Here is a 24,693-nt window from a genome sequence, read left to right as displayed (position 1 = left end):
GCATTAATCATAATAAAAATTTTGGAATAATATAAATATATGTTAAAAAAAATTATAATATTATTTTTAGGAATGTTTTTACTTTCAGCTTGTACTGATAATTTTAGAAGCTATTTTCAAAGATCCGCAAATAATAGATTGGTTGATAATAAAGGTGCTAAAGGCGGCAAAAGAAAACCAGTATATAATAATAAATATATTACTTTAGCTAAAAAGAATATTATAGAAGATAATCTTGATTATGATAACGACGATGATGATGACTATGATAGCGATAGTCCTTTAAGAGGAGAGAGAATTGATCCTGTAAAGAGAAATCGTGAAATGTATCTTAAGATGATTAAAAGGGATATAGCAAGGCAAAAAGCAGAATCCGGCTTCGCTGAATCCGATGATGATATGACTTTAAGTAGAGCAAATAAAAAGGCTAGAAAAGATGATAGCGATAAAGAAAAAAAGATGCAAGAGGAATTAAATCAGATAAAAGCAATGCTTAGAGAAACTAAGCGTGATATATCAAAATATACTTGTCCAAATGCTACGGTAAACCAAAATTATGCACCGCCCGTTACAAATTATGAACCTGTAAATTATCCACCAGTAAAAAATAGTAAGCCGTATAATAACAATTCTAAGGTAAAGCAAAAATTTATCCGTGAAGATGATGATGACGTTAGTAATGCTTGTTCGATATAATATATGTCATATATTTATCACTATCAATAGGTTTATTATTTTTTTTAAGTAAGATTATTATTTATTAATAAATAATAATCTTAATAAACATTAATATTTTAATATAGAAATATGTTAAATTTATTAATAGGTATATTATGAAAAGTCAACTCTCAGCAAGTACTTCTAGTCTTACCTCTATAAAAGGTCTTCAAAATCCTATTGTTGCTGAAATAAAAGAATTAACAAAAATTACATTTTAAAGATCAAGAGCTTGAAAAAGCTTACGGGATGGCTGATGATGTTTCTAGCAACAAGGGCGCAGTATTATATGCTTTAAAAGCTGTAGAATCTGTAAAACAACATTTGACAGATAAAACACAAGAATTTTGTAATAAATTAAATGACTACGGCATTTGTGTTGTTTACTCATTATAAAAGAAGCGGTAAGGACATATTAGAATTTGTATCACCTTATTTATTAAAAAACGCATCTGATATGGAATATATTAGGGCATATATTCCTGAAGCATATATAAAAGAGAGTAATAAAAATGATGCTATGGAATTGCTTGGTAAACGAGTAGTAAGAAATTATTTAGAAGAAGAGTCTGCTAAGCTCGCAAGCAAATCTCCTGTACCGTCTAGCCCTCTACAATGGATACATTTAATTATGATAGTGATGAAATTACGGTTGCCTGAGAAGAGAACACGACGTCGAATACTGAACAAGCTTGATAACGCTGTCACCCTATGGCTTGTCCATGGGATCTAGTTAAAATACTAATATTTTTTAGTATTTGTAGTTATTTTTCTAGATATCTTGGTCAAGCCACGGTATGATACTGAACGAGTTTCTCGAGCCATACAACATTAGACTTATGGCATAACTTGTTTCTAAAGGTAATTTGTACGTCAATCCTAGCCCCTCATCCTTATGTACTATAGTGTACGCTGCAGTTCTGTGCTTCGTATTTCCTTCAAATACCTCTTTATGAACTACGTTATGCAAGAAGTCTAATGTTAATCTTTCCAATTTAATTCCGGATAGGTTCTAATTTCAGTTTTATAATTGCTATTTTTGAGCCATTTCTTAGCTGATTCCAAATACAAGAAGATTATCGGCGTAATATAAAGAGTAAGTAGTTGCGATGTGAGTAACCCACCGACTACGGCAAGTCCTAGAGACCTTCTCTCAGCACCAGTAGTTACGACTCCAAGGGCAATAGGAATAGCTCCCATTAATGCGGCTAGGGTAGTCATCATAATCGGTCTGAATCTTATTATACATGCTTCATAAATCGCTTCATGCGAAGATTTATTGCCGGTACGTTCAAGTTCCAAAGCAAAATCGATAATCATGATAGCATTTTTCTTAACGATACCGATTAGCATTATAAGCCCGACAAATACTTACATATCAAGTTCGCTATTAAATATTAGTAGAGTGAGTAATGCTTCAAATATAGCGGTAGAGAGCTCTGAAAGTATGGTTATAGGATGCACAAAACTCTCATATAATATGCCAAGGATAATGTAAATAACTATAACGGCAAGTCCAAGCAATAAGCCAAGATCGGCAAAAGACGACTGAAATGCCTGAGCCGTTCCTTGAAAGCTTCCGGTAATCGTAGCTGGAATTTGTAAGTCTCTTATTGCCTGATTAACTTTTGGAACGGCATCACTAATTGAATACCCGTCTTGTAGGTTCAATGATACTGTAACCGAAGGTAATTGCTCGAAATATAAAATACTAAGCAGATCAACAATATTAACAATTTTAGTGAGGGTAGTTATCGGTACTAAATTGCCGCTTGCAGAGTTAATATTGACTAAAGATAACATTGATGAATCTGTTTGATATTAAAGGTCTAGCTCTAAAATAATGTCATATTGAGCTGTTGGGGTATATCATGTTGAAATCTGCTCAGCACCGTAAGCTGCATATAGAATATTCTTGTATTTGTTTGACTGATATACCATTGCAGCCTTATATCTATCAATCTGCACTAAAGTTTGTGGCTGTGCTATTTGTAAGTCCGAAGTTACGTCAATAAAACTTGGCATCCGTGCAAGATTGTCTTTTAATTTCGGTATAAAGTTAAATAGTTCATCTTGATCGAGTCCTTGCATAGTATATTGATATTGGCTTTTGGTTGCTTTTCCGCCAATCGTAATAGTCGGTACGTTTTGAATATATACTCTTAAACCTACTAGATGATCTAGTTTTGAGCGTAACTGGTCTATAACTGCATCAGCTCCTATTCTTTGATTTCTTGGTTTTAAGCTAATAAAAATCGTACCTTGGTTAACGGGCAGAGTTTCTACCCGAAACACCTGAGGCCGAAAAGAATGAATCTATGTTAGGGTTTTTAAGTAATACATTGCTTACTTGCTGCTGTTCTTTTACCATCGCATCAAAAGCAATAGTTTGGGCGGCTTCGGTAAAAACTAAGATTTGCCCCATATCGGAATCAGGCATAAAGCCTTTACAGATTTTCCCGAATAAATAAGCCGTTGCGATGATGACTAAGAGAAATATAAGCATAGTAGTTTTTGAATGCTCTACTACCGTTTTTAGACTGCTACCATATTTTTGTTTGACATATTCAAAGGCACGTTCGGTTAGTGGTAGACCGTCATTACCCTTCTCATTGTCATACCGCGGCTTGACCGCGGTATCCATATTAAAAGTTTTTTATATTTTCTTGGATCCCGCGGTCAAGTCGCGGGATGACAGACGTAGTCTTTTCCTCTTGGAGTTACGGTTATCGAGATAACTCCCGAAAGTAAAATAGCGGTAGTAATAACAACAGCAAGTTCATGTAGTAATTGCCCTAAAATTCCGCTCATAAATAATGGCGGTATGAATACTGCCATTAGTGATAGCGTCATTGAGACGATAGTAAATCATATTTTTCTTTAGTACCATTAATACATGCTCTATTTTATTCTCGCCTTTTTCCATATGTCGTGTGATATTTTCAAGCACTACTATTGAATCGTCTACTACAAATCCCATTGCAAGCGTTAGAGCCATTAAAGACATATTATCGATGCTATAACCGAATAGATATATAAAGGTAAAAGTACCGACAATCGATCAAGGAAGAGCAATAGTCGGAATAATCACGGATCGTAAATTATGCAGAAAGAGAAATATAGCAATTACTACAAGTATTAAAGCGAGTAGCATCGTAAAATTGGCGTCATGTACCGATGCTCTGATAGAAATTGACCTATCAAACATGAACCTATCAAACATGATATTAATATTAACACCCTCAGAGATTTGTTTGCGGAGTAACGGCAATACTTCTTCTTTTATAGAGTCAACTATTTCAATAGCGTTAGTATCGGGCTGTTTCTGAATAGCAAGTGTTACTCCAGGTTTATCTCTATATCAAGCGGCTATTTTATTGTGAGCTATGCTATCGATGGCTTTACCGATATTTTTAAGAAAAAGCGGATTACCGTTTTTATAAGTTAATATTAAATCATTATATTCTTTAGCATTTTGTAGTTGCCCGGGGCTCTAATGCGCGAGTAGATATCTTTACCGTATAAAGCTCCAGTCGGTAAATTAACGTTAGTAGAGCTGATAATATTCGATACTTGGTCAAGCCCTAGATTATTTCTGCCATCTTAACCGGATCAACTTGTACACGCACTGCATATTGTTATGAGCCGTACACTTGTATCTGTGCAACACCTGGTAACATTGATAAACGTTCAGCCATAATTGTTTCAGCGTAATAGTCCACATAAAGTATATAAAGGGAGCGTATCAGAGGTTAAAGATAAATAAAATATAGGTGCATCGGCAGGATTTACTTTACGATATGAGGGTGGAGTAGGTAAGTCGTGCGGTCGCTACTTGTACGTCTTGTGCCGCTGCGTCTATATCATGATCTAAATTAAACTGCAAAGTAATTTGAGTAGTGCCGTTACTGTTAACCGAACTCATCGAATCAATATCGGATATCGTCGAGAACTGCTTTTCAAGCGGTAATGCAACTGAAGATGCCATAGTGGTTGGGTCAGCTCCAGGCAAGCTTACCGAAACCTGAATAGTCGGAAAATCGATGTCAGGTAAAACGCTTACCGGTAATAGCTTATAGCTGAATGCTCCAAACAGCAAAATAGTCGCCATGAATAAGGTAGCAAGAACCGGACGCTTAATAAATATTTCTGAAATACTCAATTATTCCTCACACCTGTCATTCCGTGGATTGTCCACGGCCTCCAGTAATAAAAGTTACAAATATAGCAAATTTTGTTTTATGTCATTCCCGCGAAAGCGGGAATCCAGTAATTACAAATTGTATACATAGTAAGTTTTTAAAATTAAAAGCTCGCTTTATCTTGGATTCCCGCCTGCACGGGAATGACATAGGAAGTAAGAATAAACTACTCCTCCCTAACACTCACCTCTGCTCCGTTAGATAATCATAGCTGCCCGTTGGTGATTAGCGTTGCACCCTCATCTATACCGCTTTTAATAACAATAAAATCATCATTAGAAAAAACTATATCTATATTCTTGACCACGGCCTTATTGTCTTTATAGACCACAAATACATAAGGCCCTTGATCATTAGTTTGCATTGCCTTAGACGGAACTATTAGAGCATCTTTTTCTGTGTAGATGCGTAATGATACACGTACGAATTGTCCAGGTCACAATATTTCATCTTGGTTAGGTAGAGTTGCTTTGACTTTTATAGTGCCGCTATTTGGATCAATTGCATTGTCAACAAAGATTATCTCACCGTCTTGAATTTCTTGATCGTTTACGGTTCTAACCGTCAAAGCCAAGTCATAAGATTTTTGAGATTTATTAATACGGGCTAGATATTCTTCAGGTACGGAGAAACTGACATAAATAGGTGAGATGGTATTTATAGTGACAAGACTTGCAAAATATGGTGACACTAAATCACCTATATCAACATTACTCTCACTAAGTTTACCGTCAAAAGGAGCTACTATTTTTGAATACTCGATTTGTAAATTAGCATCTGCAATAATTGCTTTATCACGTTCAACAGCAGCCCCAAGCATATTCATATTAGTTAGCATCTGTAAATATTGCTCTTCCGAAACGGCTTTTTCGTCATAAAGCACGATATCTTTCTTCTTCTTTTATAGCATTTTTGAGGTTATAAGTATCACTTAGTAAATTTGCTTGTGCTTGCTGTAATTGATTTTGAAACGGACGAGAATCGATTTTATATAATCAATCACCTGCTTTTATTTCTTGTCCATAATCAAAATTTACACTTAATATTTGTCATGTAACTTGAGGTCTAATATCGGCACTTTGGTCAGTTTTAGCCGTTCCTGCAAGCTATATCACATCAGGTACGTTTTCTGATCACTTTTGTTACTTCAACCGGAGCTGCTATAGTGATTTGTTTACTGCTTTTATGATGATGTTTTATTACCCAAACCACTAATATTACTATTAGCACTAGTAATGTTATCAATATCAAATTCCGCATTATTATTTTAATGTGTTTGTGTTATTTCTGCCCCGCGTAATAAATAAGCCATGCAACAAGGCTTGCAGTCGCTCGCAATGACGTTGCTCGTACTACCCACTCTCTTCCCGAATATTAACCATAGAACTTAGCTGTGAAAGCTTTATAGCCACCCCGTCAATTTCGTTTTGTAGTACGTTTTGTTTAGCGGTAAGCATTGTTAAGTAATCTCTCGTTTATAACGCTGATCAGCAAGCTTAAATATAGATGTTAAAGCTGTTTCATTTTGTTGACAAATATGAAAATTATTACTTGATGTTTGTTCAAACGATAAAGCATCCATAACTTCCCCGAAAGCTGTGCGTATTACTGATTTATATGCGGCCACATATTGCTCTTTAACACTTGTGGCAATTTGTACATTAGCGCTAGTTTTGCCAAAATCAAAAATAGGTCCTGCTATGTTGCCGCCCACCTGCCAAGTCTCAGCTGAGTTAGTAAATAGAGTATTAAATTTATTGCTACCGAATCCTAATAAATCTGTTAAAGAAATTTGCAGAAAATAAGTAGCTTTTATTGCTTTTAAGTTTGCATCTGCTGCTAGTAAATTCTGCTCTGCTGCTTTAATATCCAGTCTTTGCTCTAAAAATTCTGACGGTAATATTTTAGGTAATACCGGTAGAGCAGGGAAATAATCTATCGGTTTGTCATGATAAATTAAGCCGTTTACTATATTTTCAGGAGTTCTACCTACTAAAATTTTAAAGCGGTTTCCTGCTCATGCCTTTGTTGTTTTAAAGGTGGCAATGACAAATTAGTAAGTGCAAGCTCGGAAGCAGCTTCACTAACCGATATGAAATCACCTACGCTAAGATTATATAATTTCTTATTTAATTTATAAATTTCCGTTTGAGTCTCAATTAGTTTTTCAGTTAGATATATTTGTTTGTCTAGTGCTAAAAGATTAAAGTAATTTATAGTGACGTTACTTATAACTGATAAACGTACCGCTCGCTGCCTTGCTATACTCGCTTGCAAGGAAAGTTTTTTTAGCTGACTCGCTAGCATTTGCGGCAGTCCCCCATAAGTCTAATTCATAATGAAGTACGCTTGCTAGCCCGAGATTATGAGCAAATTTCGGCTCATGAGGTACTTTTGTTTCATTGCTATTTTGTGTTCGATTTGCTCCGCCTTGTAAATTGATTTGCGGGAATCTATCAGAATTAACAAAGTTAAGTTGAGCTTGCGCTGCTAGTACATTACTCATTGCCAGCTAAATATCAGAGTTATTGTCTAATGATTCTTTAATTAGCTCATTTAATATTGCGTCGTTAAATTGTAATCACCACTTGGAGGATGTATTATCTTTCTAGTAGGTAATGAGAGACTCGGTATAGTATTATTTTGTTTAGTACTACAACTACATAGAAGAAATGATGAAATCGATAAAACTAGTACGTTATTCTTCATTGTTACCCCGTGTCTTGACCACGGGGTCTAGCTAAAAATGATAAAACAACGTATATAATAAGTTATTTTCTGGATACCGAGTGCTTTTTTTGATCCACGCAGGAATGAGATAAAACTCTTTAGCAGGTTCATTGAAATAAATTCATATTACTTAATATTAATTATGCATCTTTAAACTATTATGTCAATATAGACTATTATTTTTGTCAACTAACTATTTTTGTAACTGCGTAATAATGTTGCTAACTTTTTAGAAACAACTTTAATGTCATAATTTTGTTTGAGAGTAAGGTAGGCGTTTTTAGAAAATTCTTTTGCTTTTAAGGGGTTATCTATTAGATAGACAATTTTTTCTGCTAAATCTTCAGCAGAGCCGGCTTTACAAATAAGACCGTCTTGCATATGCTTTAAGATTTCTGCAGGCCCTTCAGTATCTGTACTAACGAGAGGCACGCTTGCCTCTATTGCTTCAAGTACTATAATTCCAAACGGTTCATGAAGAGACGGTAAACAAAAAATATCTATTTGTTTAAAGAATTTATCTCTATCGTTAACCCATCCCGTAAATGATATTTGACCTTGTAAATTAAGTTTACGTGTTAAAGCAATTAAATTATCTTTTTCCTTACCGTTTCCACCTATAACAGCTTGAATATCATATTTTTTTTCTTTTAAAATTTTTATAGCATTAATAAAAACATCAACACCTTTTTTAGCTACAAATCTTGCTAGTACACCAATTACGATAGGTTTTCTATATGTTTTATTTGGAGTAAAGTCTTTAGAAATATTTATCATATTCGGTAGGATGCATATCCTCGATTCGGCAAAGTTATTTTTTAGTAAAAATTCTTCCATATGATGCGTCAAGGCAATAACAAAATCACATTTACGTAGTCCTTTTAAACTATAATTATGAGCGATACCGATTAATTTTATATTTTGTGATTTAATAAATTTACTAAAATTTATTGCTCTATTACCATGTGCTATAATTATATCGGGCTTAATTTTGTAGATTATATATTTAAGAATAAGTACCGATAACGGATCAATAGGTACTAAGTTAGGTAGTTTAAAACTTGTCTTAAGTAGAAAAGAATTTATTTTTGCTTTGTAAGAAGTGATATTGATAATCTTAATTTTTTGCATTTCAAGAGCTGCATTATAATCTAAAAATGCTTGTTGAATTCCGCCAAGATCACGGCTTAGCATAATATTGAGTACTTTCATTGCACTTTAATTTTTCGATTTTTTCTTCTGTTAAATCGGTAAATTCCATAATTTCATCTAAAGGTCTATCTCAAAGTTTTGTATATACTGCCATTTTCTTATGATTCTCATCCTCTTTGAGTATTTGCCTTGAGTAGGCTTTTGCTGCATAAAGCTGAGCTCTTTTTTTTAAAAGCCCGGATGTTTACTTACTTGCAGCTCTACGATGAATTGAGTACCGTGTTTATCTTCGCACAATACATCTACTATAGATTGTCTATAAGCAGCGATGTTTGGGTCCTAGGTAGTTTTTAAAAACGTAACTGCGGTAATTACTTCCTCTCCCATATAACCTAAAATGTCATTTAGGAAATGAATAAGTATATAATTGTTTTTTCCGTACCGAAAATTTTGTAAAATGCATAGTTATTTTTAGGGTCTAAGAAACGTGAAATTAGCATAATAGTCTATATTGTTATATATAATAACTTCATTATAGCAAATTTGCTATAATTTGCTATAATACAATTTCCTAATATGTAAGACATTATGATTAGTAAAATTAATTTTGTAAAAATGCATGGTCTTGGTAATGATTTTGTTATTGTTAACAAACGAGATTTATTAAGTTCATATGATTTATCGCAGCTAGCAAAAAATATGGCTGATCGTCATACAGGTATCGGTTGCGATCAGTTTATTATTTATAAAGATCATAATGATTTTTATGAAATGATTATCTATAATATAGATGGCTCTAGTGCTAAATTATGCGGTAATGCTACAAGATGTTTAGCCAAGTTAATTTATCTTGATACGGGAAAGAAAGATATTACCGTAATGATAGGCAATAAAAAATTGTTATGTAATGTGGAGGATGAAAATAATATTAGCGTTAATGTAGGCAGTGTTAGTTTTAATGCAGCTTGGATGCCAAGCTGTGATAAAATTTGGGAATTCGCAGAGCGTTATATGATTGATTTAAAGGAAACTATTTGTGTTGATATAGGTAATCCGCATTTGGTTATTTTTAGTAAGTTAGAGCCTCAAGATCAAAAAATTGTCGGTGAGAAATTGCAGGCTAAGGAATTATTCGCAGATGGGGTAAACGTTAATTTTGCTGAAGTAAAGGATAATAAAATCTATTTATCCGTTTGGGAGCGAGGGGTAGGGTTAACACTTGCTTGCGGAAGCGGAGCTTGTGGTAGTTTTGCTGCCGGTTTAAAACTCGGTTTTATCCATGCACCAAGTATAGTAGTATTTAAGCATGGCAGCCTTACTATGAAAGAAGAAAACGGTAATATAATAATGCAAGGGTCTGCTAAATTAGTTGCTCAAGGGGAGTATTATTATGAGCAATAATTTAAGACAAGAAGTAGTAACATTTGGCTGTAGACTTAATATTTACGAAAGTGAGATAATACGAAAAAACTTGGAATTATCGGGTATCGATAATGTGGCAATATTCAATACTTGTGCAGTAACTAAAGCAGCTGAGAAACAAGCAAGACAAGCTATCCGCAAGGCTAAAAAGAATAATCCCGATTTAAAAATTATCGTTACCGGTTGTAGTGCTCAAACAAGTCCGCAAATGTACGTTAATATGCCGGAAGTTAACAAAGTTATAGGTAATGAAGAGAAGTTGTTACCTAATTACTACCAAATTACCGATGAAAAAATAGCAGTTAACGATATAATGTCGGTGAAAGAGACGGCAGGTCATTTAGTAAGTAGCTTTGACGGTAAATCTCGTGCTTTTATTCAGGTACAAAACGGTTGTGATCATTTTTGTACTTTCTGTATTATCCCGTACGGTAGAGGTAAAAGTAGATCAGTACCAATAGGAGCTATAGCAGAGCAGGTAAAGCATTTAGTACTAAACGGTTTTAAAGAAGTAGTTTTTACCGGTGTTGACGTTACGGCTTACGGTTCAGATTTACCCGGAAGTCCAACATTTGCACAAATGATTAAACGAGTTTTAAATTTAGTGCCTGAACTAAAAAGGCTTCGTTTATCTTCAATAGATATTGCAGAAATAGATGATGAACTTTTTAAGCTTATAGCTTATAGTGAGAAGATAATGCCGCATTTTCATATTAGCTTGCAAGCAGGCGATGAGATGATATTAAAACGTATGAAAAGACGGCATAATAGGGCAGAGGTAATAGAGTTTTGCCGGAAGCTGCGGGCAATAAGACCGGAAGTATCTTTTGGTGCGGATATTATAGCTGGTTTCCCGACTGAAACTCCTGCAATGTTTGAAAATACAAGAAAATTAATTTCAGAAGCGGAATTACAATATTTACATGTTTTTCCTTATTCGGAAAGAGAAGGAACGCCTGCAGCACGTATGCCGCAAGTACCGAAAACTATAAGGAAAGAAAGAGCTGCAATTCTAAGACAAGAGGGGCAGAATCAGCTATCTGAGTTCTTTAAGAAGCATATAGGTCAGAAAGTAGAGTTATTGGTAGAGAATAATAATATCGCCCATACCGAAAATTTTATTCCGGTAAAGCTAGACAAACCTTTAGAAATAGGGCAGATATTTAAAGCGAAGTTGATAGGTATAGAAGAGGGATATATGAGGTGTGTGTTGGTTTAATATGTCACCCCGTGGCTTGACCACGGGGTCCAGTTTTTTTTGAAAATTGTCTGGATATCGTGGTCAAGCCACGGGGTGACAAAACAAAATAAAAAAACAAAAAAATCATGGAAAATATAGAAACAATATTAAGGCTTGCTGAGGAAAAAATCTTATTAGTACAAAACTTAAAAGAACTACAAGAATATAAAGTAGAATTTTTAGGTAAAAACGGTATAGTGACCGGTGAGCTTAAAAAACTAGGTAGTTTAAATGAACAGGAACGTAAAGAATTTGGCTTAAAAATCAATAAATTAAAAGATAAAATACAGAATGTAATAAAAGCAAAAGAAGAAATTTTAGAGGAGCAGGAACTAAATTTAAAACTTGCTGCCGATAAAATTGATTTAACAATCCCTGCAAGGAGATATAAACAAGGTTCTATTCATCCAATAACACAATGTAGTGAGGAGTTAATACAAGTATTTTCACAGTTTGGTTTTACTATAGAAAACGGACCGAATATCGAGAATGATTTCTATAATTTTACTGCTCTCAATTTTGAAGATGACCATCCCGCAAGGCAAATGCATGATACTTTTTATTTGAAAGGTCAGGAAAATAATAAACCGCTGTTATTACGTACTCATACTTCAACAGTGCAGATTAGAGCCATGAAAAGCGGCAAACCGCCTTTTAGGTTTATAGCACCTGGTAGGACTTATAGATCAGATTCGGATATGACGCATACGCCGATGTTTCACCAAATAGAAGGACTTGTTATTGATAAAAATATCAATATGGGGCATTTAAAATATGTTATCACGGAATTTATAAAAAACTTTTTTGAAAATTCTAATATTGAATTACGTTTTAGACCCAGCTTTTTCCCATTTACTGAACCTTCTGCTGAAGTTGATATTCGGATGAATAAAAACGATAAATGGCTTGAGGTCCTCGGTTGCGGGATGGTTCATCCAAACGTGCTTAAAAATGTCGGTATCGATAGCAGCGAGTATCAAGGTTTTGCTTTTGGGCTTGGGGTAGAGCGTTTTGCAATGCTAAAATATAATATCAAAGATTTAAGACAATTTTTTGAAGGAGATATGCGTTGGCTTAAACATTATAATTTTGGGAGCTTTGATATACCGAATTTAGCAGTAGGGCTTACGAAATGAAATTTACGTTATCATGGTTAAAGCAATTGTTAGAGACATCGGCTTCAGTTGCTGAAATTGCCGAAGCCCTAACAGCTATTGGTCTTGAAGTAGAAGAGGTGATAGATAAAGCGGCAGAGCTACAAAAATTTGAAGTAGCATATATCGCAAGTACTAAACCTCACCCGTCAGCCGATCAGTTAAAGCTTTGTGATGTTGAGACTAAAAGCGGCATGTTACAAATAGTTTGTGGTGCGAGTAATGCAAGAGCAGGTATAAAAGTAGTACTTGCAAAGATCGGAATAGAAATACCAAATGGTAAGTTTAAGATTAAGGAATCTATTATTAGAGGTGAAAAAAGCTGCGGTATGCTTTGCTCTGAAGAGGAATTACTGCTAGCTTCAGAGTCTGAAGGGATTATAGAGCTATCTGAAGATGCTGTAGTTGGAGAGAATTTTACTAAGTATTACGGTTTGGATGATCCTATATTTGTTATTAACGTTACTCCTAATCGTAGTGATGCACTTGGAGTTTACGGTATCGCAAGAGATTTATCGGCAAAAGGACTCGGAATACTTAAAGAACTAGAAATTCCGGAAATAAAGAGTACATTTACTTCTAAAATGAAGCTTAACGTGCAAGACAAAGAAGCCTGCCCTTTATTTACTTTTAGAGAAATAAGAAATTTAAAAAATAAACCAAGCCCTGATTGGTTACGGAAATTATTAAAAAATGTCGGGGTACAAACTATTTCAAGCTTAGTGGATGTAACAAATTATATTTCTTATAGTTTTGGGCAACCGATGCATGCTTACGATGCGGATAAGATACGGGGGGGGATTGTGGTTGAGAGATATTCCTCTATGTCATTCCCGTGTAGGCGGGAATCCAATAATTCTTATGGTAAAAGCGATGCACTAGATAGTGATAAGGTTATTATGGATTCTCGCCTACACGGGAATGACATAAAGGGCGGCGGGGATGACAACAATGACGCAATTACTTTCCACGCTCTAAATGGCAAAGAATATTTACTTACCGAAAATGATTTAGCTATAAAAGATGAAAGCGGTATTCAAGGTCTTGCCGGTGTCATTGGCGGGGCTAAGAGTAGTTGTACTGATAGTACGACTAATATAATACTGGAAGCTGCATGTTTTAATGCTAAAATGGTTGCAGCTAGCGGGCGAAGATTGCAAATTGATACTGATGCTAGATATCGTAATGAGCGTAATATCGATAGAAATTTTACGGAAAAAGCTTTAGACATAGCTACTAATCTTATTTTGTCAATATGCGGAAATGGTGAAGTATCGGAAGTAGTGAAATGCGGTGAGAAAGAACCGCAAAAAAAAACTTTAGATTTTTCAGCATACTATTTAGAAAAAATTACGGGAATTAAATTAAATATCAAAGAGATAGAAGCTATATTAAATAAACTAGGATTTGTTACGGATGTTAAAGGTGAGATTATAAAGGTAATAGCGCCTTCTTGGCGTCACGATATAACTATTTTAGAAGATATAGCTGAAGAAATCGCTCGTATTTACGACTATGATAAAATAGAAAGCATAAAATTACCTGAATTAGACCAAGATAATAATAAGCTAAGAGAGCATAAAAGAATATCTAGTTTTAAAAGGATATTAGCAAGCAAAGGCTATGATGAGGTAGTAACTAACTCTTTTATGAGTAGTGAAGATGCAAAGTTGTTTGCTGAATTAAAAGAAGAGTTGTTTTTGCTTAATCCTATTAGCATAGGAGACAATTATATGCGTCCTACTATACTGCCGAATTTGTTAAGTATAGTAAGTAAAAATCTAGCACGCTCTATAAAAGATATGGCTTTTTTTGAAGTTGGACCGAGTTTTATAGATTTAAATACGGAAGCAACTTATTTGACGGCAATTATAAGCGGTTCATATAGTAATAAAAATCCTCATTCGCTTGGACGAGGATATGATGTTTTTGATCTTAAAGGTGATTTAGAGCTGGTAGTGGATTATGCAGGACTATCTATAGATAAATGTATAGCAACAAATGGGACAGCATTGCCACAATATTATCATCAAACTAGAGCAGTAAATATAGGGCTTGGTAAAAATTTATTAGGTCATTTTGGACATATACACCCTAAAATCTTGAAATATTACGATATTAATCAGGAAATCTTTGCATTCGAGCTCAATATTACGAATTTGCCGTTGATAAAAGCTAAATTCGGTAAAAGAGACGCATTTGCAGTATCAGATTTCCAAGCTAATTTTAGAGATTATGCATTTATTGTTGATCAAGATCATAGAGTCGGTGAAATAATATCATATATAAATAATTTTAATAAAAAGCTTGTTAAATCAGTTATATTATTTGATATTTATAGCGGTGATAAATTACCTGACGGTAAAAAATCTATAGCAATTAAAATAGAGCTACAAGCAGATGATCGGACGTTGTCTGATACTGATTTAAATTCGTTCAGTAAAGATTTAGTTGCTGCCATCGCGCAAAAATTTCAAGGAACATTAAGAGAATAACAATATGTTAAAATTAATAGTTGAAACAAAAACGTTAGCTCAGTCCCTGGGGTTTGCAAGTTCCGTTGTTGAAAAACGTAATGTAATACCTGAATATGCAAACATTAAATTATCGGCAAAAGACGGCAATCTAGAGCTTAGTTCTACTAATATGGACTTGTACTTAAGTCAAAAAATAGCAGTACAGGTAGTAAGTGAAGGTGAACTTACCGTTTCTACGAAAACTCTAAATGATATAGTCCGCAAACTTCCGGATTCCGAGCTTATATTAACAGATCTCGGTACAACGGGACTTGAAATTAAAGGAAAAAATTGTAAATTTAATTTATTTACTTTGCCGGTTAGTTCTTTTCCTCCAATGGATAGTATTAATCCTGAAGCAAGTTTTAAAATTTCCTGCACGGATTTTGCTAAAATAATCGAATCGACAAAATTTTCGATTTCTTTAGATGAAACTCGTTATAATTTAAACGGTGTTTATTTACACATAAAAGGCAAAGAGTTTTGTTCGGCAAGTACCGATGGGTATAGGCTTTCAATTTCATGGGTAACATTAGAACAACAAATAAAGAATTTTGGAGTTATATTACCGCAAAAAAGTGCAGAAGAAATTTTAAAAATAGTTAAAGATCCTAAAAATATAAATGAAGATATAGAAATTTTATTAAGTAGCAATAAGATTAAATTTATATGTAACGAAAATACTATTATGCTATCAAAGCTTATAGACGGTACTTTCCCTGATTATAGTGCTTTTATTCCAGAAAGCAGCAGCTCAAAATTAGTAATTAATCGAAAAATATTTGCAGATAGTATAGAAAGAATAGCGATCATAACCGTTGAAAAATTTAGAGCGGTAAAATTATCATTATCTCGCGAAACCTTAGAGATTAGTGCTATTGGTGAAGCAAGAGGTAACGCAAAAGAGGTTATTAATGCTTCACAAGATAAGGAAAGTTTTTATGAATATAATAGTGATGAGCCTTTAGCTATAGGCTTTAATCCACAATATTTGGAAAATGTCTTAAAAGCAGTGAAATCGGATTTAGTAGAACTATATTTTTCAGATGTTTCAGCACCAGTACTTATTAAATTTCCTGAGAATCCTAAAGATATTTTTGTCGTCATGCCTGTTAAGGTGTAGAGTAGCTGTATGTTATTCATGCAAGGCATTGTTACGTGGATCAAAAAGCACACTCGATGTCATCCTGTGGCTTGTCCACGGTAAAGTATGAATCATTTTAGTATTGTTAGCTGGATACCGCGATCAAGTCGCGGTATGACAATGAAGGATTCCTGCTTCCGCGGGAATGACATATAGGGGGTATATGAATGACATACAATTAGTTCAAATAATTTTTGACTAATAGCCAAAACTTCTCTATTATTTCTCTCAAGCACCCTAATTAAATATTGGTTATGAAAAAAATTATCGGATTATTTTTTGTAATTATACTTAGTGCAATAAGTACTAGTATCTTAGCGGATGATTATCCAAAAACAGAACGAGAGCAGAAATGGGACGAAGTAGGTTCTATAGCAGGTGAAGAAGGGCTAGTTTTTAGACCTAGTAGGGTCAAAAACGAATCTACTAAAGCTGTAGGAGGTTCAGTTAATAAATATCTTTGGCAAGCAGCATTAGAGACTATAAGTTTTGCTCCTCTTGCATCAGCTGACTCAAACGGCGGCGTGATTATTACGGAATGGTATAGCCCACGTTCTAATCCTAATTTTCGATTTAAAATAAATATATTGATTAAAGACGATGTAATAAGCCCTGATTCAATTGCAGTGAAAGTATTTGAAGAAATGCTTAAAAATAAACAATGGGTACTTAATGAAAACACCTCACATCTTGCTATCACACTTGAAGATAAAATTTTAAGAAAAGCTAGAGAGATATATATTAATAGTGCTAGGTGATTATATTACCTCCATGTCACCCTGTGGCTTGACCACGGTATCTCAGGACACAGTCTGTGACGCAAGACTACGTGGGGTAACAAATAAATTAAAAAGCAGATATGAATCAAGTAGAACAAAAATGGCAGCAAATTTGGTATGACGAGAAAGCTTTTGAGGTATCAAACGAGAGTAGCAAGCCAAAATATTACGTACTTGAAATGCTGCCTTATCCTTCCGGTAAAATCCATGTAGGTCACGTACGCAACTATTCTATAGGTGATGTTATTGCAAGGTTTATGACTATGCAAGGTTTTAATGTGCTTCATCCGATGGGCTGGGATGCTTTTGGGCTACCTGCCGAAAATGCCGCAATAAAAAATAATTCTCATCCGAAAGATTGGACTTATTCTAATATCGAGAATATGAAAAAGCAGCTAAAATCTATGGGTTTTTCTTATGCTTGGTCTAGAGAGATAAATAGTTGTGATCCGCAGTATTATAAACATGAGCAAAAATTCTTTTTAGAGCTTTATGAGAGAAATCTTGCTTATCAAAAAGAATCACTTGTTAATTGGGATCCGGTTGATAATACCGTGCTTGCGAATGAGCAAGTTGTAGACGGGTGTGGTTGGCGTTCAGGTGCAATAGTTGAGAAACGTTATTTAAAGCAATGGTTCTTAAAAATCACTGATGATGCTGAAGAATTATTAAACGAAATTCAGAATTTAAAAGAGTGGCCTGAAGCAGTCCGCTCTATGCAAGAGAAATGGATTGGTAAATCGATAGGTGCCAATTTTCATTTCAAAATTAAGGATAATGAAGATACTACTATAGAAGTATTTTCAACAAAACCCGAAACCATTTTTGGTGCTGGCTTTATAGGAATTGCCTTTAATCATCCGATAATAGAACGATTAGTTTCTAAAACACCTGAAATATCGAATTTTATAGCTAAATGTGCAAATATAACCTGTTCTGTTGAGCTTGATAAAGCTGAAAAGGAAGGTGTATTTACCGGTCTTTATGTTACTCATCCTTTCGATTCAAATATAGTTTTACCGGTTATTATTACTAATTTCGTGTTAATGGATTACGGTACCGGTGCTGTTTTCGGTTGCCCTGCTCATGATGAACGTGACCATGAATTAGCTGTTAAAATGAATTTAACTATTAAGCAAGTAATTGAAACGGATATTGATGTACAAAAGACCCCTTATACGGAAGATGGAATTTTGGTTAACTCAAATTTTCTAAACGGCTTAACTAGTAATGAAGCAAAACAAAAAGTAATCGAGGAGTTTGAAAAATTAGAGATAGGTAAACGCAGCATAAATTATCGTCTAAAAGATTGGGGGATTTCAAGACAGCGTTTTTGGGGTTGTCCGATTCCTATTATTCATTGTGAAGATTGCGGCATAGTTCCCGTACCTTACAAAGACTTACCCGTTACGTTACCTGATGATGTTAGTTTTGACGGTCACGGTAATCCGCTTGCTCATCATCCTAGTTGGAAACATGTTAATTGTCCGAAATGCAATAAGCCGGCTATTCGTGAAACCGATACTTTTGATACATTTTTTGAATCATCTTGGTATTTTACGAGATATTGCAATAGCAATGCTACAGAGATGACCGATAAAAAAGCTTGTGATTATTGGCTTCCTGTAGATAAATATATAGGCGGCATCGAGCACGCCGTTATGCATTTATTATATGCAAGGTTTTTCACAAAAGTAATGAACGCACAGAATTACGTAAGCGTTCGAGAGCCTTTTAAAGGGTTATTTACTCAAGGTATGGTGTTGCATGCTACTTATAAAGATGAACATAATAATTGGTTATATCCTGAAGAAGTAGTTAAAAAGGGTAATGAATTTTTTCATAAGGAAAGCAATAATAGAGTAGTGCAGGGACGCATTGAGAAGATGAGTAAGTCTAAAAAGAATCTCATCGATCTTGAGGCAATGCAAGAGCAATATGGGGCAGATGCTATTAGGCTTTTTGTACTGTCCGATAGTCCACCTGAGAAAGATCTAGAATGGTCTGTAAGCGGTATTGAAGGCTGCTCACGTTTTATTAATAAGCTTGAGCAAATGTTTGAGGCAATAAAATTTTTATATAACGAAGCTAATAAAGAGGAATTTGCAGGAAACACGGAATGCAGCACCGCAGCGTACACTTTAGTACGTGAAGATGCGAGTACCGGATCGACGTACAAGTTACCTTTAGAAGCAAGTTATATTAACAAAGCGCTTAATAGGTTAGTTCATTTTACTATAAAGCATGTCGCAGAAGATATAAAGCATTTTGCCCTAAACAGAGCAATAGCACGTATGCGTGAGCTTTCTAATGCTATATCCTCTGAAATATCCAAAGATAAAATTGATGTAAAAACTGTAAGGCATGGCTTTAATATTTTAGTACAGCTACTAAATCCTTTTATCCCACATATTACAGAAGAAATTTGGCAGAAGCTTGGCAATAAAGAGCGGTTATATAAATCAGCTTTTCCTGCATTTGATGAGTCAATGCTAGAGTTAGATACATATATTATGGCAGTGCAGGTTAACGGCAAACTCCGTGATACCTATGAGTTTAAAACTGCCGCAAGTGAAGATGCAATAAAGCAAATTACCGTCAATTTGCCAAAGGTACAAAAATTCTTAGCAGGAAAAGAACCGAAGAAAATTATTCTCGTGCCTCGTAAAATTGTGAATATTATAGTTAATTGATTTGAACTCACCTACTGCGTTACTCGTCGTTTCGCCTATTATTTATAGGCTTTGCTCCTCGCTCCTTGTATCCGAATCCAACTGAATTGACTATATTGTTTGCATTGTTATTGTGAGAAGAACTACTCGGTGTCACCCCGTGGCTTGACCACGGGGCCCAGTTACAAATACTAAGAATTTTAGTATTTTTAATCGTTTTTATGGATACCGTGGTCAAGCTGCAGTATGACACTAGTATACTTTTATTGTATTACCACCATACTAACCAAAAAAAAGTAGTAGTGTTACCTAAAACTACCTCCTCATGTTTATCGAATGAAGAGTCATAATGCTGCTTCGTCTCATTTATAAAGTTACTGCAATTATTATGGTAAATACCTTTTGAAGCACCCTTAGGACTCTGATAAGATGAAGTTTCATAATGCCCTAGATCTTCCTAAGAATAGAGAACATTATTTGTTATGGCATTAATACTTCTCTATTATATAATTGGCTGCCCACCAAAATGCAGCAAAAACACCGCCATCAATACTTAACGTGTCGTCATCTGTTTCACAAGTTATAACCCTAGGATAACCGAGGTATGTTATAGTATCTAGACTTAGCTTTAGATTTAAATCTTGAATTTGAATCTAGCACGTCTATTTCTTTTTTATTAGTTATAAAGATCCCCTATTTTAGTGATTAATTATGTAGACTAAGTAATGTGAAAAATCAATTAGCTACTAAGAAGGTTAGCTATAGTACTCTAAGACGGTGTCATCCCGTGGTCAAGCCACGGGATGACACCGAGTGCGTTTTCCGAACCACGCAACACCAACTCTTTTGCAGCAAAGACATAGAGTCAAAATCATAGAGTACTACATCGATGCCCTCTTTAAATAGAGTGCAGGATTTTATACTTGAAATCAATTTACTATGTTAATAAGTTAATATCTTTATTAACTTATCTTAATTTAAATTAATGCATAAAAATATCGATTTCATTCCAACCGATAAGGTCTAAATTAGCTCTTGTTGGTAAAAAACGAAAAATATCATGGGCAAGTTCGAGCCTATTTTCTCTAAGTAGCATTTTTTGTAACATATCTTTTAATTGATGCAAATAAAGCACATCTTTTGCTGCATATTCTTTTTGTTCTGAAGATAAATTATCAGCACCCCAATAGGAAGATTGTTGTTGTTTTGAAATATTTATATTAAGCAATTCTCGGCATAAATCCTTAAGACTGTGGCTATCTGTATAGGTTCTAACTAGTTTTGAAGATATTTTAGTACAAAAGATATTTTCTAAATCTATACTTAAATATTTTTTTATAGATGCTAAATCAAATCTAGCAAAATGAAATACCTTGCATCTAGTTTTATCTAGCAATAACGCTTTTAAATTAGGAGCAGTATAATCTTGATTTACAAAATGAACAAGATGGGCTTCACCGTTGCCGTTACTAAATTGTAGCAAACATAGTTTATCTCTATGTAGATTTAACCCCATTGTTTCGGTATCTATAGCGATATCTCCTTCAAGTTCAAAATTATTAGGTAGGTCGTTTTGATAAATTGTTATAGTCATAAATTATATTCAATTCTTTTTTAATCATGTTGTTTGGGATTTTCTTCTCTATTTATTCTATGTCATTCCCGCTTCCGCGGGAATGACATAAGCGTCATGCAACAACACCTTTAGTTGCTCGCAATGACGATACCTACCTTTGACTAGGTGTGTTTTTTATTGTAAACACCTGCTCATTTGGAGCAGCTACTCCTAAAACTTTCTTTGCTTGTTCTTCTAACATATCTTTATTTAGCGATTCCGTGCGGAGTAATTTGACGTTATGTTCAAGTTCTACTCTTTCTGCTCGTAAGCCCTTCAGTTCATTATAAGCTTTTTCAAGCTGCCTATTTACTTTTAAATATGCAATAATCCCTTTATTCCCATATATGCAATGAAAAACAAAATATCCAAGCAGTAAAGCTAAAAAGATATTTAAAATTATTTTTTTAGAATGATTGTTTAAATGTAGTATCATAAATATATATTCATAAAAAATAATACTGGAGCGGTTAAAATAATACTATCAAATCTGTCTAGGACTCCTCCATGACCGGGTATTATATGACCGCTATCTTTAATATTAAATTTTCGCTTAAAATATGAAATAAATAAATCACTTGATTGAGCTATTAATGCTACTATACAACTAATTATAAACAAATAAATTTTATTTGAAAAATAGTAATTTTCAATATGAAAGTTTGGTATAAAACTCACTAATACCGCAACCAAACCTGCTGATAATATTCCTGTAACTAAACCGCTCCAAGTTTTTTTAGGACTGATTTTTGGAGCAAGCTTTGCTCCTTTAAAAGTTTTGCCGCCAATCATTGCAAAAGTGTCTACAGACCAAATAATGCAAAAATAAAGCATAATAAGCCATTTATTAGTATCTTCCAATAATATTAATAGAGCTATAGGAATCGGGATAATAATTAGTCCTAGTACTGAATACGGTATAGAAGAGTAGGTCATATTATACCATTCACTTAACATTCCCACACCCACTAATATCATTAGAATATAAAATAAAGGCTTAAACCATAATGTAGCTATAACAAATAATGGCACTAAAACTATACCGGACAGGATTCTTAAATATATATTTTGTTTATCTTTTGCCAAATGTTCTGTTCCTTTTTGAGTAATCGTTTATAGCTTCTAGTATATCATCTTTATTAAAATCAGGCCAATATTTGAGTGAGAAATATAATTCAGCATAAGCTGCCTGCCAAAGCAAGAAATTACTGATGCGATAAACCCCGCCCGGTCTTATTAATAAATCTACATCCGGCATTTCTGGATCATATAAAGCATGCTGTATATCACTTTCACTTACTTCTTTTTTACCGCTTGCAATAATTTTTGTGCAGGCATCAACTATTTCTTGGCGACTCCCATAACTAAAAGCTATACAAAGTGTTATTTTATTATTATTTTTTGTTAATTCTATAGCATTATTTATTTGTTTTTGCAATGAGCTACTTAATAAATTAAGCCTACCTATTACTTTTATTTTAACGCCGTTTTTATGTAAACTGTTTAATTCATGTTTTAAATAAATACTTAATAATTGTATTAAGAAATCTACTTCCGTGCTTGAGCGTTGCCAATTTTCGGAAGAGAAAGTATATAAAGTTATATAAGGTATATTAAGGTTAATAAACTCAGGCAGTAATTCACGAATTTTATCGGAACCTGCTTTATGTCCTTCAGATTTTGTTAAGTTATGCCGATCTGCCCAACGAGCATTACCATCCATTATTATTGCTAAATGTTTTATGTGAGTCATTATTTTATATTTTAGATGTTGCTGTATGGATCGATTTTTCCGTCATTGCGAGCTGGTACTGTTACGTGGATACTAAAACCATCATTGCGAGGAGCGAAGCGACGTGGCAATCCAGAAAAAATAATAAAAAAATTCTGTAAATCAGAATTTTTTACTGGATTGCTTCGTCGAATTACTACGTAATTCTTTTCGCAATGACGATTTGGTATCTATGCGGGAATGACATCGGCGGTCATATTCTAGGTATTTCAATTCTTACCGATAGCCCACCTAAATCCTTGCTATCTTCTAAATAAATAGAGCCTTTATAATCGTTTATTATTTCTTTAGTAATAGCAAGCCCAAGTCCTACATTACTTGCATTATCAAGTTGCCTTGCTTTATCCGATCTATAAAACGGTTTAAATACAAGATGCTTTTCTGTATCATCTATACCGATACCGTTATCCTCAATAATTATAGCTACGGTAGATGGATTATCTGTCAAAGATATTTTAATTTTAGTTCCATATTTTATAGCGTTACCGATTAAATTAGACAAGGCTCTTTCAAAAGAATTCGGTTTAATGCGTACTTTTGAATTATCTATATTATTAAGTTTTATAAATTCAATATCTACATGTGACCATTTGTTTAAAAAATGTTCTATCCAAGGTAGTAATAAAATTTCTTCAAATTCTTCTGTACTTTCACCTTTAGCAAAATCTAAATAAGAATTTATCATTTGCTGCATAGTTAATATATCTTGTTTTAACCCTTCGATTTCTTCGCTTTCTTCCATTAATTCAAGTTGTAGTTTCATTCTTGTTAAAGGAGTTCTAAGGTCATGAGAAATCATAGCAAGCATAGTGGTTCTTTTAGTAATTTGTTTTTCAATACGAGTTTTCATTTTTAAAAAAGCAAGTCCTGCTTTTCTTATTTCTAAAGCTCCTGAAGGTTTGAAATTTTTGCCTTTTAAAACACCTCGACCAAATTTATCCATGCTATCCGCAAGAGTGAGTATTGATTTAATTTGATTTTTGGAGAAAATAATAGAAACAGAAAGTAATATAACAGTTAAAGATATAATCCATAAAACAAATATATATACCGTAGGATTAAGTAGTAATTTTGCAGGAAAAGTAATATATAATATTCCATCTTGTAATTCTAAAAATACTTCAATTTTATTTTCCTTATTCAGCTTAACTATATTTTTTTCATGGATTTTTGTAGCTAAAATATTTTTAAATATAGTTAGAGGCTCACTTAATTTAGGTTGTTTTATAGATAACTTTTTATTAAGCTGAAATTGATAAGATAAATTAAGATAATTTTCCGATAAATGGGTTATCTCTCTTGAATTATTTCTATGTTCTTTAATCAGTGATTCTATTTCATTGATAATAATAGTACTAGTATAATATGAAACATTATACCAATGACGATCGTAAAACAAGAATATAGCAACGATTTGTCCTATTAAAATCGGAATGATTATAATAAACATAAACCGTACAAATAATGTTCTCGGTAATAATTTAGATATAAAGCTCATATGTAATTTGTATACGTCATTGGCATTGCCTGTAATGGTTCAAGACGCCTGCTCGATGTC

Annotated in this window: 23 protein-coding genes and 7 pseudogenes; 10 read left to right on the top strand and 20 right to left on the bottom strand. The window is 33.8% G+C overall.

Features of this window, described 5'->3' with window-relative positions; translation table 11 throughout:
- Positions 1-39 precede the first annotated feature (39 nt).
- The 3 genes from ACKTSD_RS04895 to ACKTSD_RS04885 all read left to right on the top strand — a co-directional run bounded on the left by ACKTSD_RS04895 (position 40) and on the right by ACKTSD_RS04885 (position 1,450).
- Positions 40-696 carry a hypothetical protein gene (locus ACKTSD_RS04895; RefSeq protein ID WP_412708244.1) on the top strand — a complete coding sequence of 219 codons (657 nt, stop codon included), beginning with the start codon at positions 40-42 and terminating at the stop codon, positions 694-696.
- Positions 697-966: 270 nt separating this feature from the next.
- Positions 967-1,113 carry a hypothetical protein gene (locus ACKTSD_RS04890; RefSeq protein ID WP_412708243.1) on the top strand — a complete coding sequence of 49 codons (147 nt, stop codon included), beginning with the start codon at positions 967-969 and terminating at the stop codon, positions 1,111-1,113.
- Complete coding sequence (locus ACKTSD_RS04885; protein ID WP_412708242.1) at positions 1,079-1,450, top strand: hypothetical protein; 372 nt, start codon at positions 1,079-1,081, stop codon at positions 1,448-1,450. The genes ACKTSD_RS04890 and ACKTSD_RS04885 overlap by 35 nt, the downstream gene beginning before the upstream one ends.
- Before the next feature lie 248 nt (positions 1,451-1,698).
- Here ACKTSD_RS04885 and ACKTSD_RS04875 read toward each other — a convergent pair.
- The 13 genes and pseudogenes from ACKTSD_RS04875 to ACKTSD_RS04810 all read right to left on the bottom strand — a co-directional run.
- A pseudogene (locus ACKTSD_RS04875) lies at positions 1,699-3,060 on the bottom strand (efflux RND transporter permease subunit).
- Positions 2,984-3,319: pseudogene (locus ACKTSD_RS04870) on the bottom strand (efflux RND transporter permease subunit); the annotation flags it as partial. The pseudogenes ACKTSD_RS04870 and ACKTSD_RS04875, both read right to left, overlap by 77 nt.
- Positions 3,320-3,396: 77 nt before the next feature.
- Positions 3,397-3,570, bottom strand: a complete 174-nt coding sequence (locus tag ACKTSD_RS04860; RefSeq protein ID WP_412708241.1) for an efflux RND transporter permease subunit — start codon at positions 3,568-3,570, stop codon at positions 3,397-3,399.
- A pseudogene (locus ACKTSD_RS04855) lies at positions 3,497-4,015 on the bottom strand (efflux RND transporter permease subunit). Before ACKTSD_RS04855 ends, ACKTSD_RS04860 begins: the two are co-directional and overlap by 74 nt.
- Before the next feature lie 495 nt (positions 4,016-4,510).
- Positions 4,511-4,879: an efflux RND transporter permease subunit gene (locus tag ACKTSD_RS04850; protein ID WP_412708240.1), complete on the bottom strand. Its 369-nt coding sequence runs from the start codon at positions 4,877-4,879 to the stop codon at positions 4,511-4,513.
- Between the two features lie 245 nt (positions 4,880-5,124).
- Entirely contained in the window at positions 5,125-5,283 is a 159-nt protein-coding gene (locus ACKTSD_RS04845) for a permuted SH3 domain-containing protein (RefSeq protein ID WP_412708239.1), read from the bottom strand.
- 72 nt (positions 5,284-5,355) lie between these two features.
- Positions 5,356-5,802 (bottom strand): efflux RND transporter periplasmic adaptor subunit, encoded by a 447-nt coding sequence (locus ACKTSD_RS04840; protein WP_412708238.1) that lies wholly within the window; start codon positions 5,800-5,802, stop codon positions 5,356-5,358.
- A gap of 233 nt (positions 5,803-6,035) precedes the next feature.
- The gene (locus ACKTSD_RS04835) at positions 6,036-6,164 is read right to left on the bottom strand and encodes a hypothetical protein (RefSeq protein WP_412708237.1); all 129 of its coding nucleotides are present in this window, start codon (positions 6,162-6,164) and stop codon (positions 6,036-6,038) included.
- Positions 6,165-6,378: 214 nt separating this feature from the next.
- Positions 6,379-6,759: pseudogene (locus tag ACKTSD_RS04830) on the bottom strand (TolC family protein); the annotation flags it as partial.
- Between the two features lie 152 nt (positions 6,760-6,911).
- Positions 6,912-7,196, bottom strand: a complete 285-nt coding sequence (locus ACKTSD_RS04825; protein ID WP_412708236.1) for a TolC family protein — start codon at positions 7,194-7,196, stop codon at positions 6,912-6,914.
- Positions 7,144-7,425 (bottom strand): TolC family protein, encoded by a 282-nt coding sequence (locus ACKTSD_RS04820; RefSeq protein ID WP_412708235.1) that lies wholly within the window; start codon positions 7,423-7,425, stop codon positions 7,144-7,146. Before ACKTSD_RS04820 ends, ACKTSD_RS04825 begins: the two co-directional genes overlap by 53 nt.
- A 413-nt stretch (positions 7,426-7,838) precedes the next feature.
- Positions 7,839-8,861 carry a glycosyltransferase family 4 protein gene (locus ACKTSD_RS04815; protein WP_412708234.1) on the bottom strand — a complete coding sequence of 341 codons (1,023 nt, stop codon included), beginning with the start codon at positions 8,859-8,861 and terminating at the stop codon, positions 7,839-7,841.
- 124 nt (positions 8,862-8,985) lie between these two features.
- Positions 8,986-9,301 (bottom strand): annotated as a pseudogene (locus tag ACKTSD_RS04810) (PD-(D/E)XK nuclease family transposase); the annotation flags it as partial.
- Positions 9,302-9,389: 88 nt separating this feature from the next.
- Here ACKTSD_RS04810 and dapF point away from each other — a divergent pair.
- From dapF to leuS, 7 genes are all read left to right on the top strand, one after another.
- On the top strand, positions 9,390-10,202 hold the full coding sequence (gene dapF, locus ACKTSD_RS04805) for a diaminopimelate epimerase (protein ID WP_412708233.1): 813 nt from the start codon (positions 9,390-9,392) through the stop codon (positions 10,200-10,202).
- The gene (gene mtaB / locus ACKTSD_RS04800) at positions 10,192-11,442 is read left to right on the top strand and encodes a tRNA (N(6)-L-threonylcarbamoyladenosine(37)-C(2))-methylthiotransferase MtaB (protein ID WP_412708232.1); all 1,251 of its coding nucleotides are present in this window, start codon (positions 10,192-10,194) and stop codon (positions 11,440-11,442) included. Before dapF ends, mtaB begins: the two co-directional genes overlap by 11 nt.
- 107 nt (positions 11,443-11,549) lie before the next feature.
- Positions 11,550-12,599 (top strand): phenylalanine--tRNA ligase subunit alpha, encoded by a 1,050-nt coding sequence (pheS, locus tag ACKTSD_RS04795; protein WP_412708231.1) that lies wholly within the window; start codon positions 11,550-11,552, stop codon positions 12,597-12,599.
- Complete coding sequence (gene pheT / locus ACKTSD_RS04790; RefSeq protein WP_412708230.1) at positions 12,596-15,112, top strand: phenylalanine--tRNA ligase subunit beta; 2,517 nt, start codon at positions 12,596-12,598, stop codon at positions 15,110-15,112. Before pheS ends, pheT begins: the two co-directional genes overlap by 4 nt.
- A 4-nt stretch (positions 15,113-15,116) precedes the next feature.
- Positions 15,117-16,256, top strand: a complete 1,140-nt coding sequence (dnaN, locus tag ACKTSD_RS04785) for a DNA polymerase III subunit beta (RefSeq protein WP_412708229.1) — start codon at positions 15,117-15,119, stop codon at positions 16,254-16,256.
- 275 nt (positions 16,257-16,531) lie between these two features.
- A complete protein-coding gene (locus ACKTSD_RS04780; protein ID WP_412708228.1) occupies positions 16,532-17,035 on the top strand; it encodes a DUF3576 domain-containing protein in 504 nt (167 codons plus the stop codon).
- Between the two features lie 101 nt (positions 17,036-17,136).
- Positions 17,137-19,749, top strand: a complete 2,613-nt coding sequence (leuS, locus tag ACKTSD_RS04775) for a leucine--tRNA ligase (protein ID WP_412708227.1) — start codon at positions 17,137-17,139, stop codon at positions 19,747-19,749.
- Here the strand turns inward: leuS and ACKTSD_RS04770 are convergent.
- The 7 genes and pseudogenes from ACKTSD_RS04770 to ACKTSD_RS04740 all read right to left on the bottom strand — a co-directional run.
- Positions 19,735-19,846, bottom strand: a pseudogene (locus ACKTSD_RS04770) (palindromic element RPE2 domain-containing protein); the annotation flags it as partial. The gene leuS and the pseudogene ACKTSD_RS04770 overlap by 15 nt on opposite strands.
- Before the next feature lie 370 nt (positions 19,847-20,216).
- A pseudogene (locus ACKTSD_RS04765) lies at positions 20,217-20,412 on the bottom strand (hypothetical protein).
- 298 nt (positions 20,413-20,710) lie between these two features.
- Positions 20,711-21,322 carry a ribonuclease D gene (locus tag ACKTSD_RS04760; protein WP_412708226.1) on the bottom strand — a complete coding sequence of 204 codons (612 nt, stop codon included), beginning with the start codon at positions 21,320-21,322 and terminating at the stop codon, positions 20,711-20,713.
- 133 nt (positions 21,323-21,455) lie between these two features.
- Positions 21,456-21,779 (bottom strand): FtsB family cell division protein, encoded by a 324-nt coding sequence (locus ACKTSD_RS04755; protein ID WP_412708225.1) that lies wholly within the window; start codon positions 21,777-21,779, stop codon positions 21,456-21,458.
- Positions 21,776-22,453, bottom strand: a complete 678-nt coding sequence (locus ACKTSD_RS04750) for a phosphatidate cytidylyltransferase (RefSeq protein ID WP_412708322.1) — start codon at positions 22,451-22,453, stop codon at positions 21,776-21,778. Before ACKTSD_RS04750 ends, ACKTSD_RS04755 begins: the two co-directional genes overlap by 4 nt.
- Positions 22,416-23,096: a polyprenyl diphosphate synthase gene (gene uppS, locus ACKTSD_RS04745; protein ID WP_412708224.1), complete on the bottom strand. Its 681-nt coding sequence runs from the start codon at positions 23,094-23,096 to the stop codon at positions 22,416-22,418. The genes ACKTSD_RS04750 and uppS overlap by 38 nt, the downstream gene beginning before the upstream one ends.
- Before the next feature lie 232 nt (positions 23,097-23,328).
- Positions 23,329-24,633 (bottom strand): sensor histidine kinase, encoded by a 1,305-nt coding sequence (locus ACKTSD_RS04740; RefSeq protein WP_412708223.1) that lies wholly within the window; start codon positions 24,631-24,633, stop codon positions 23,329-23,331.
- Positions 24,634-24,693: the final 60 nt, after the last annotated feature.

Source organism: Candidatus Rickettsia kedanie, from assembly GCF_045865205.1.
GTDB lineage: Bacteria > Pseudomonadota > Alphaproteobacteria > Rickettsiales > Rickettsiaceae > Rickettsia > Rickettsia australis.
The sequence above is the reverse complement of the archived record's forward strand: the minus strand, read 5'-3'. Positions and strand labels throughout refer to the sequence as shown.

Bases quoted from the DNA above. Each gene is read 5' to 3' on its own strand.
- ACKTSD_RS04845 (WP_412708239.1), bottom strand. From the start codon at position 5,283: ATGCAAACTAATGATCAAGGGCCTTATGTATTTGTGGTCTATAAAGAC.
- ACKTSD_RS04760 (WP_412708226.1), bottom strand. From the start codon at position 21,322: ATGACTATAACAATTTATCAAAACGACCTACCTAATAATTTTGAACTT.
- ACKTSD_RS04885 (WP_412708242.1), top strand. From the start codon at position 1,079: ATGACTACGGCATTTGTGTTGTTTACTCATTATAAAAGAAGCGGTAAG.
- dapF (WP_412708233.1), top strand. From the start codon at position 9,390: ATGATTAGTAAAATTAATTTTGTAAAAATGCATGGTCTTGGTAATGAT.
- pheS (WP_412708231.1), top strand. From the start codon at position 11,550: ATGGAAAATATAGAAACAATATTAAGGCTTGCTGAGGAAAAAATCTTA.
- ACKTSD_RS04815 (WP_412708234.1), bottom strand. From the start codon at position 8,861: ATGAAAGTACTCAATATTATGCTAAGCCGTGATCTTGGCGGAATTCAA.
- ACKTSD_RS04820 (WP_412708235.1), bottom strand. From the start codon at position 7,425: ATGAGTAATGTACTAGCAGCGCAAGCTCAACTTAACTTTGTTAATTCT.
- ACKTSD_RS04895 (WP_412708244.1), top strand. From the start codon at position 40: ATGTTAAAAAAAATTATAATATTATTTTTAGGAATGTTTTTACTTTCA.
- ACKTSD_RS04740 (WP_412708223.1), bottom strand. From the start codon at position 24,633: ATGAGCTTTATATCTAAATTATTACCGAGAACATTATTTGTACGGTTT.
- ACKTSD_RS04780 (WP_412708228.1), top strand. From the start codon at position 16,532: ATGAAAAAAATTATCGGATTATTTTTTGTAATTATACTTAGTGCAATA.
- pheT (WP_412708230.1), top strand. From the start codon at position 12,596: ATGAAATTTACGTTATCATGGTTAAAGCAATTGTTAGAGACATCGGCT.
- ACKTSD_RS04755 (WP_412708225.1), bottom strand. From the start codon at position 21,779: ATGATACTACATTTAAACAATCATTCTAAAAAAATAATTTTAAATATC.
- mtaB (WP_412708232.1), top strand. From the start codon at position 10,192: ATGAGCAATAATTTAAGACAAGAAGTAGTAACATTTGGCTGTAGACTT.
- ACKTSD_RS04890 (WP_412708243.1), top strand. From the start codon at position 967: ATGGCTGATGATGTTTCTAGCAACAAGGGCGCAGTATTATATGCTTTA.
- leuS (WP_412708227.1), top strand. From the start codon at position 17,137: ATGAATCAAGTAGAACAAAAATGGCAGCAAATTTGGTATGACGAGAAA.
- uppS (WP_412708224.1), bottom strand. From the start codon at position 23,096: ATGACTCACATAAAACATTTAGCAATAATAATGGATGGTAATGCTCGT.
- ACKTSD_RS04860 (WP_412708241.1), bottom strand. From the start codon at position 3,570: ATGACGCTATCACTAATGGCAGTATTCATACCGCCATTATTTATGAGC.
- dnaN (WP_412708229.1), top strand. From the start codon at position 15,117: ATGTTAAAATTAATAGTTGAAACAAAAACGTTAGCTCAGTCCCTGGGG.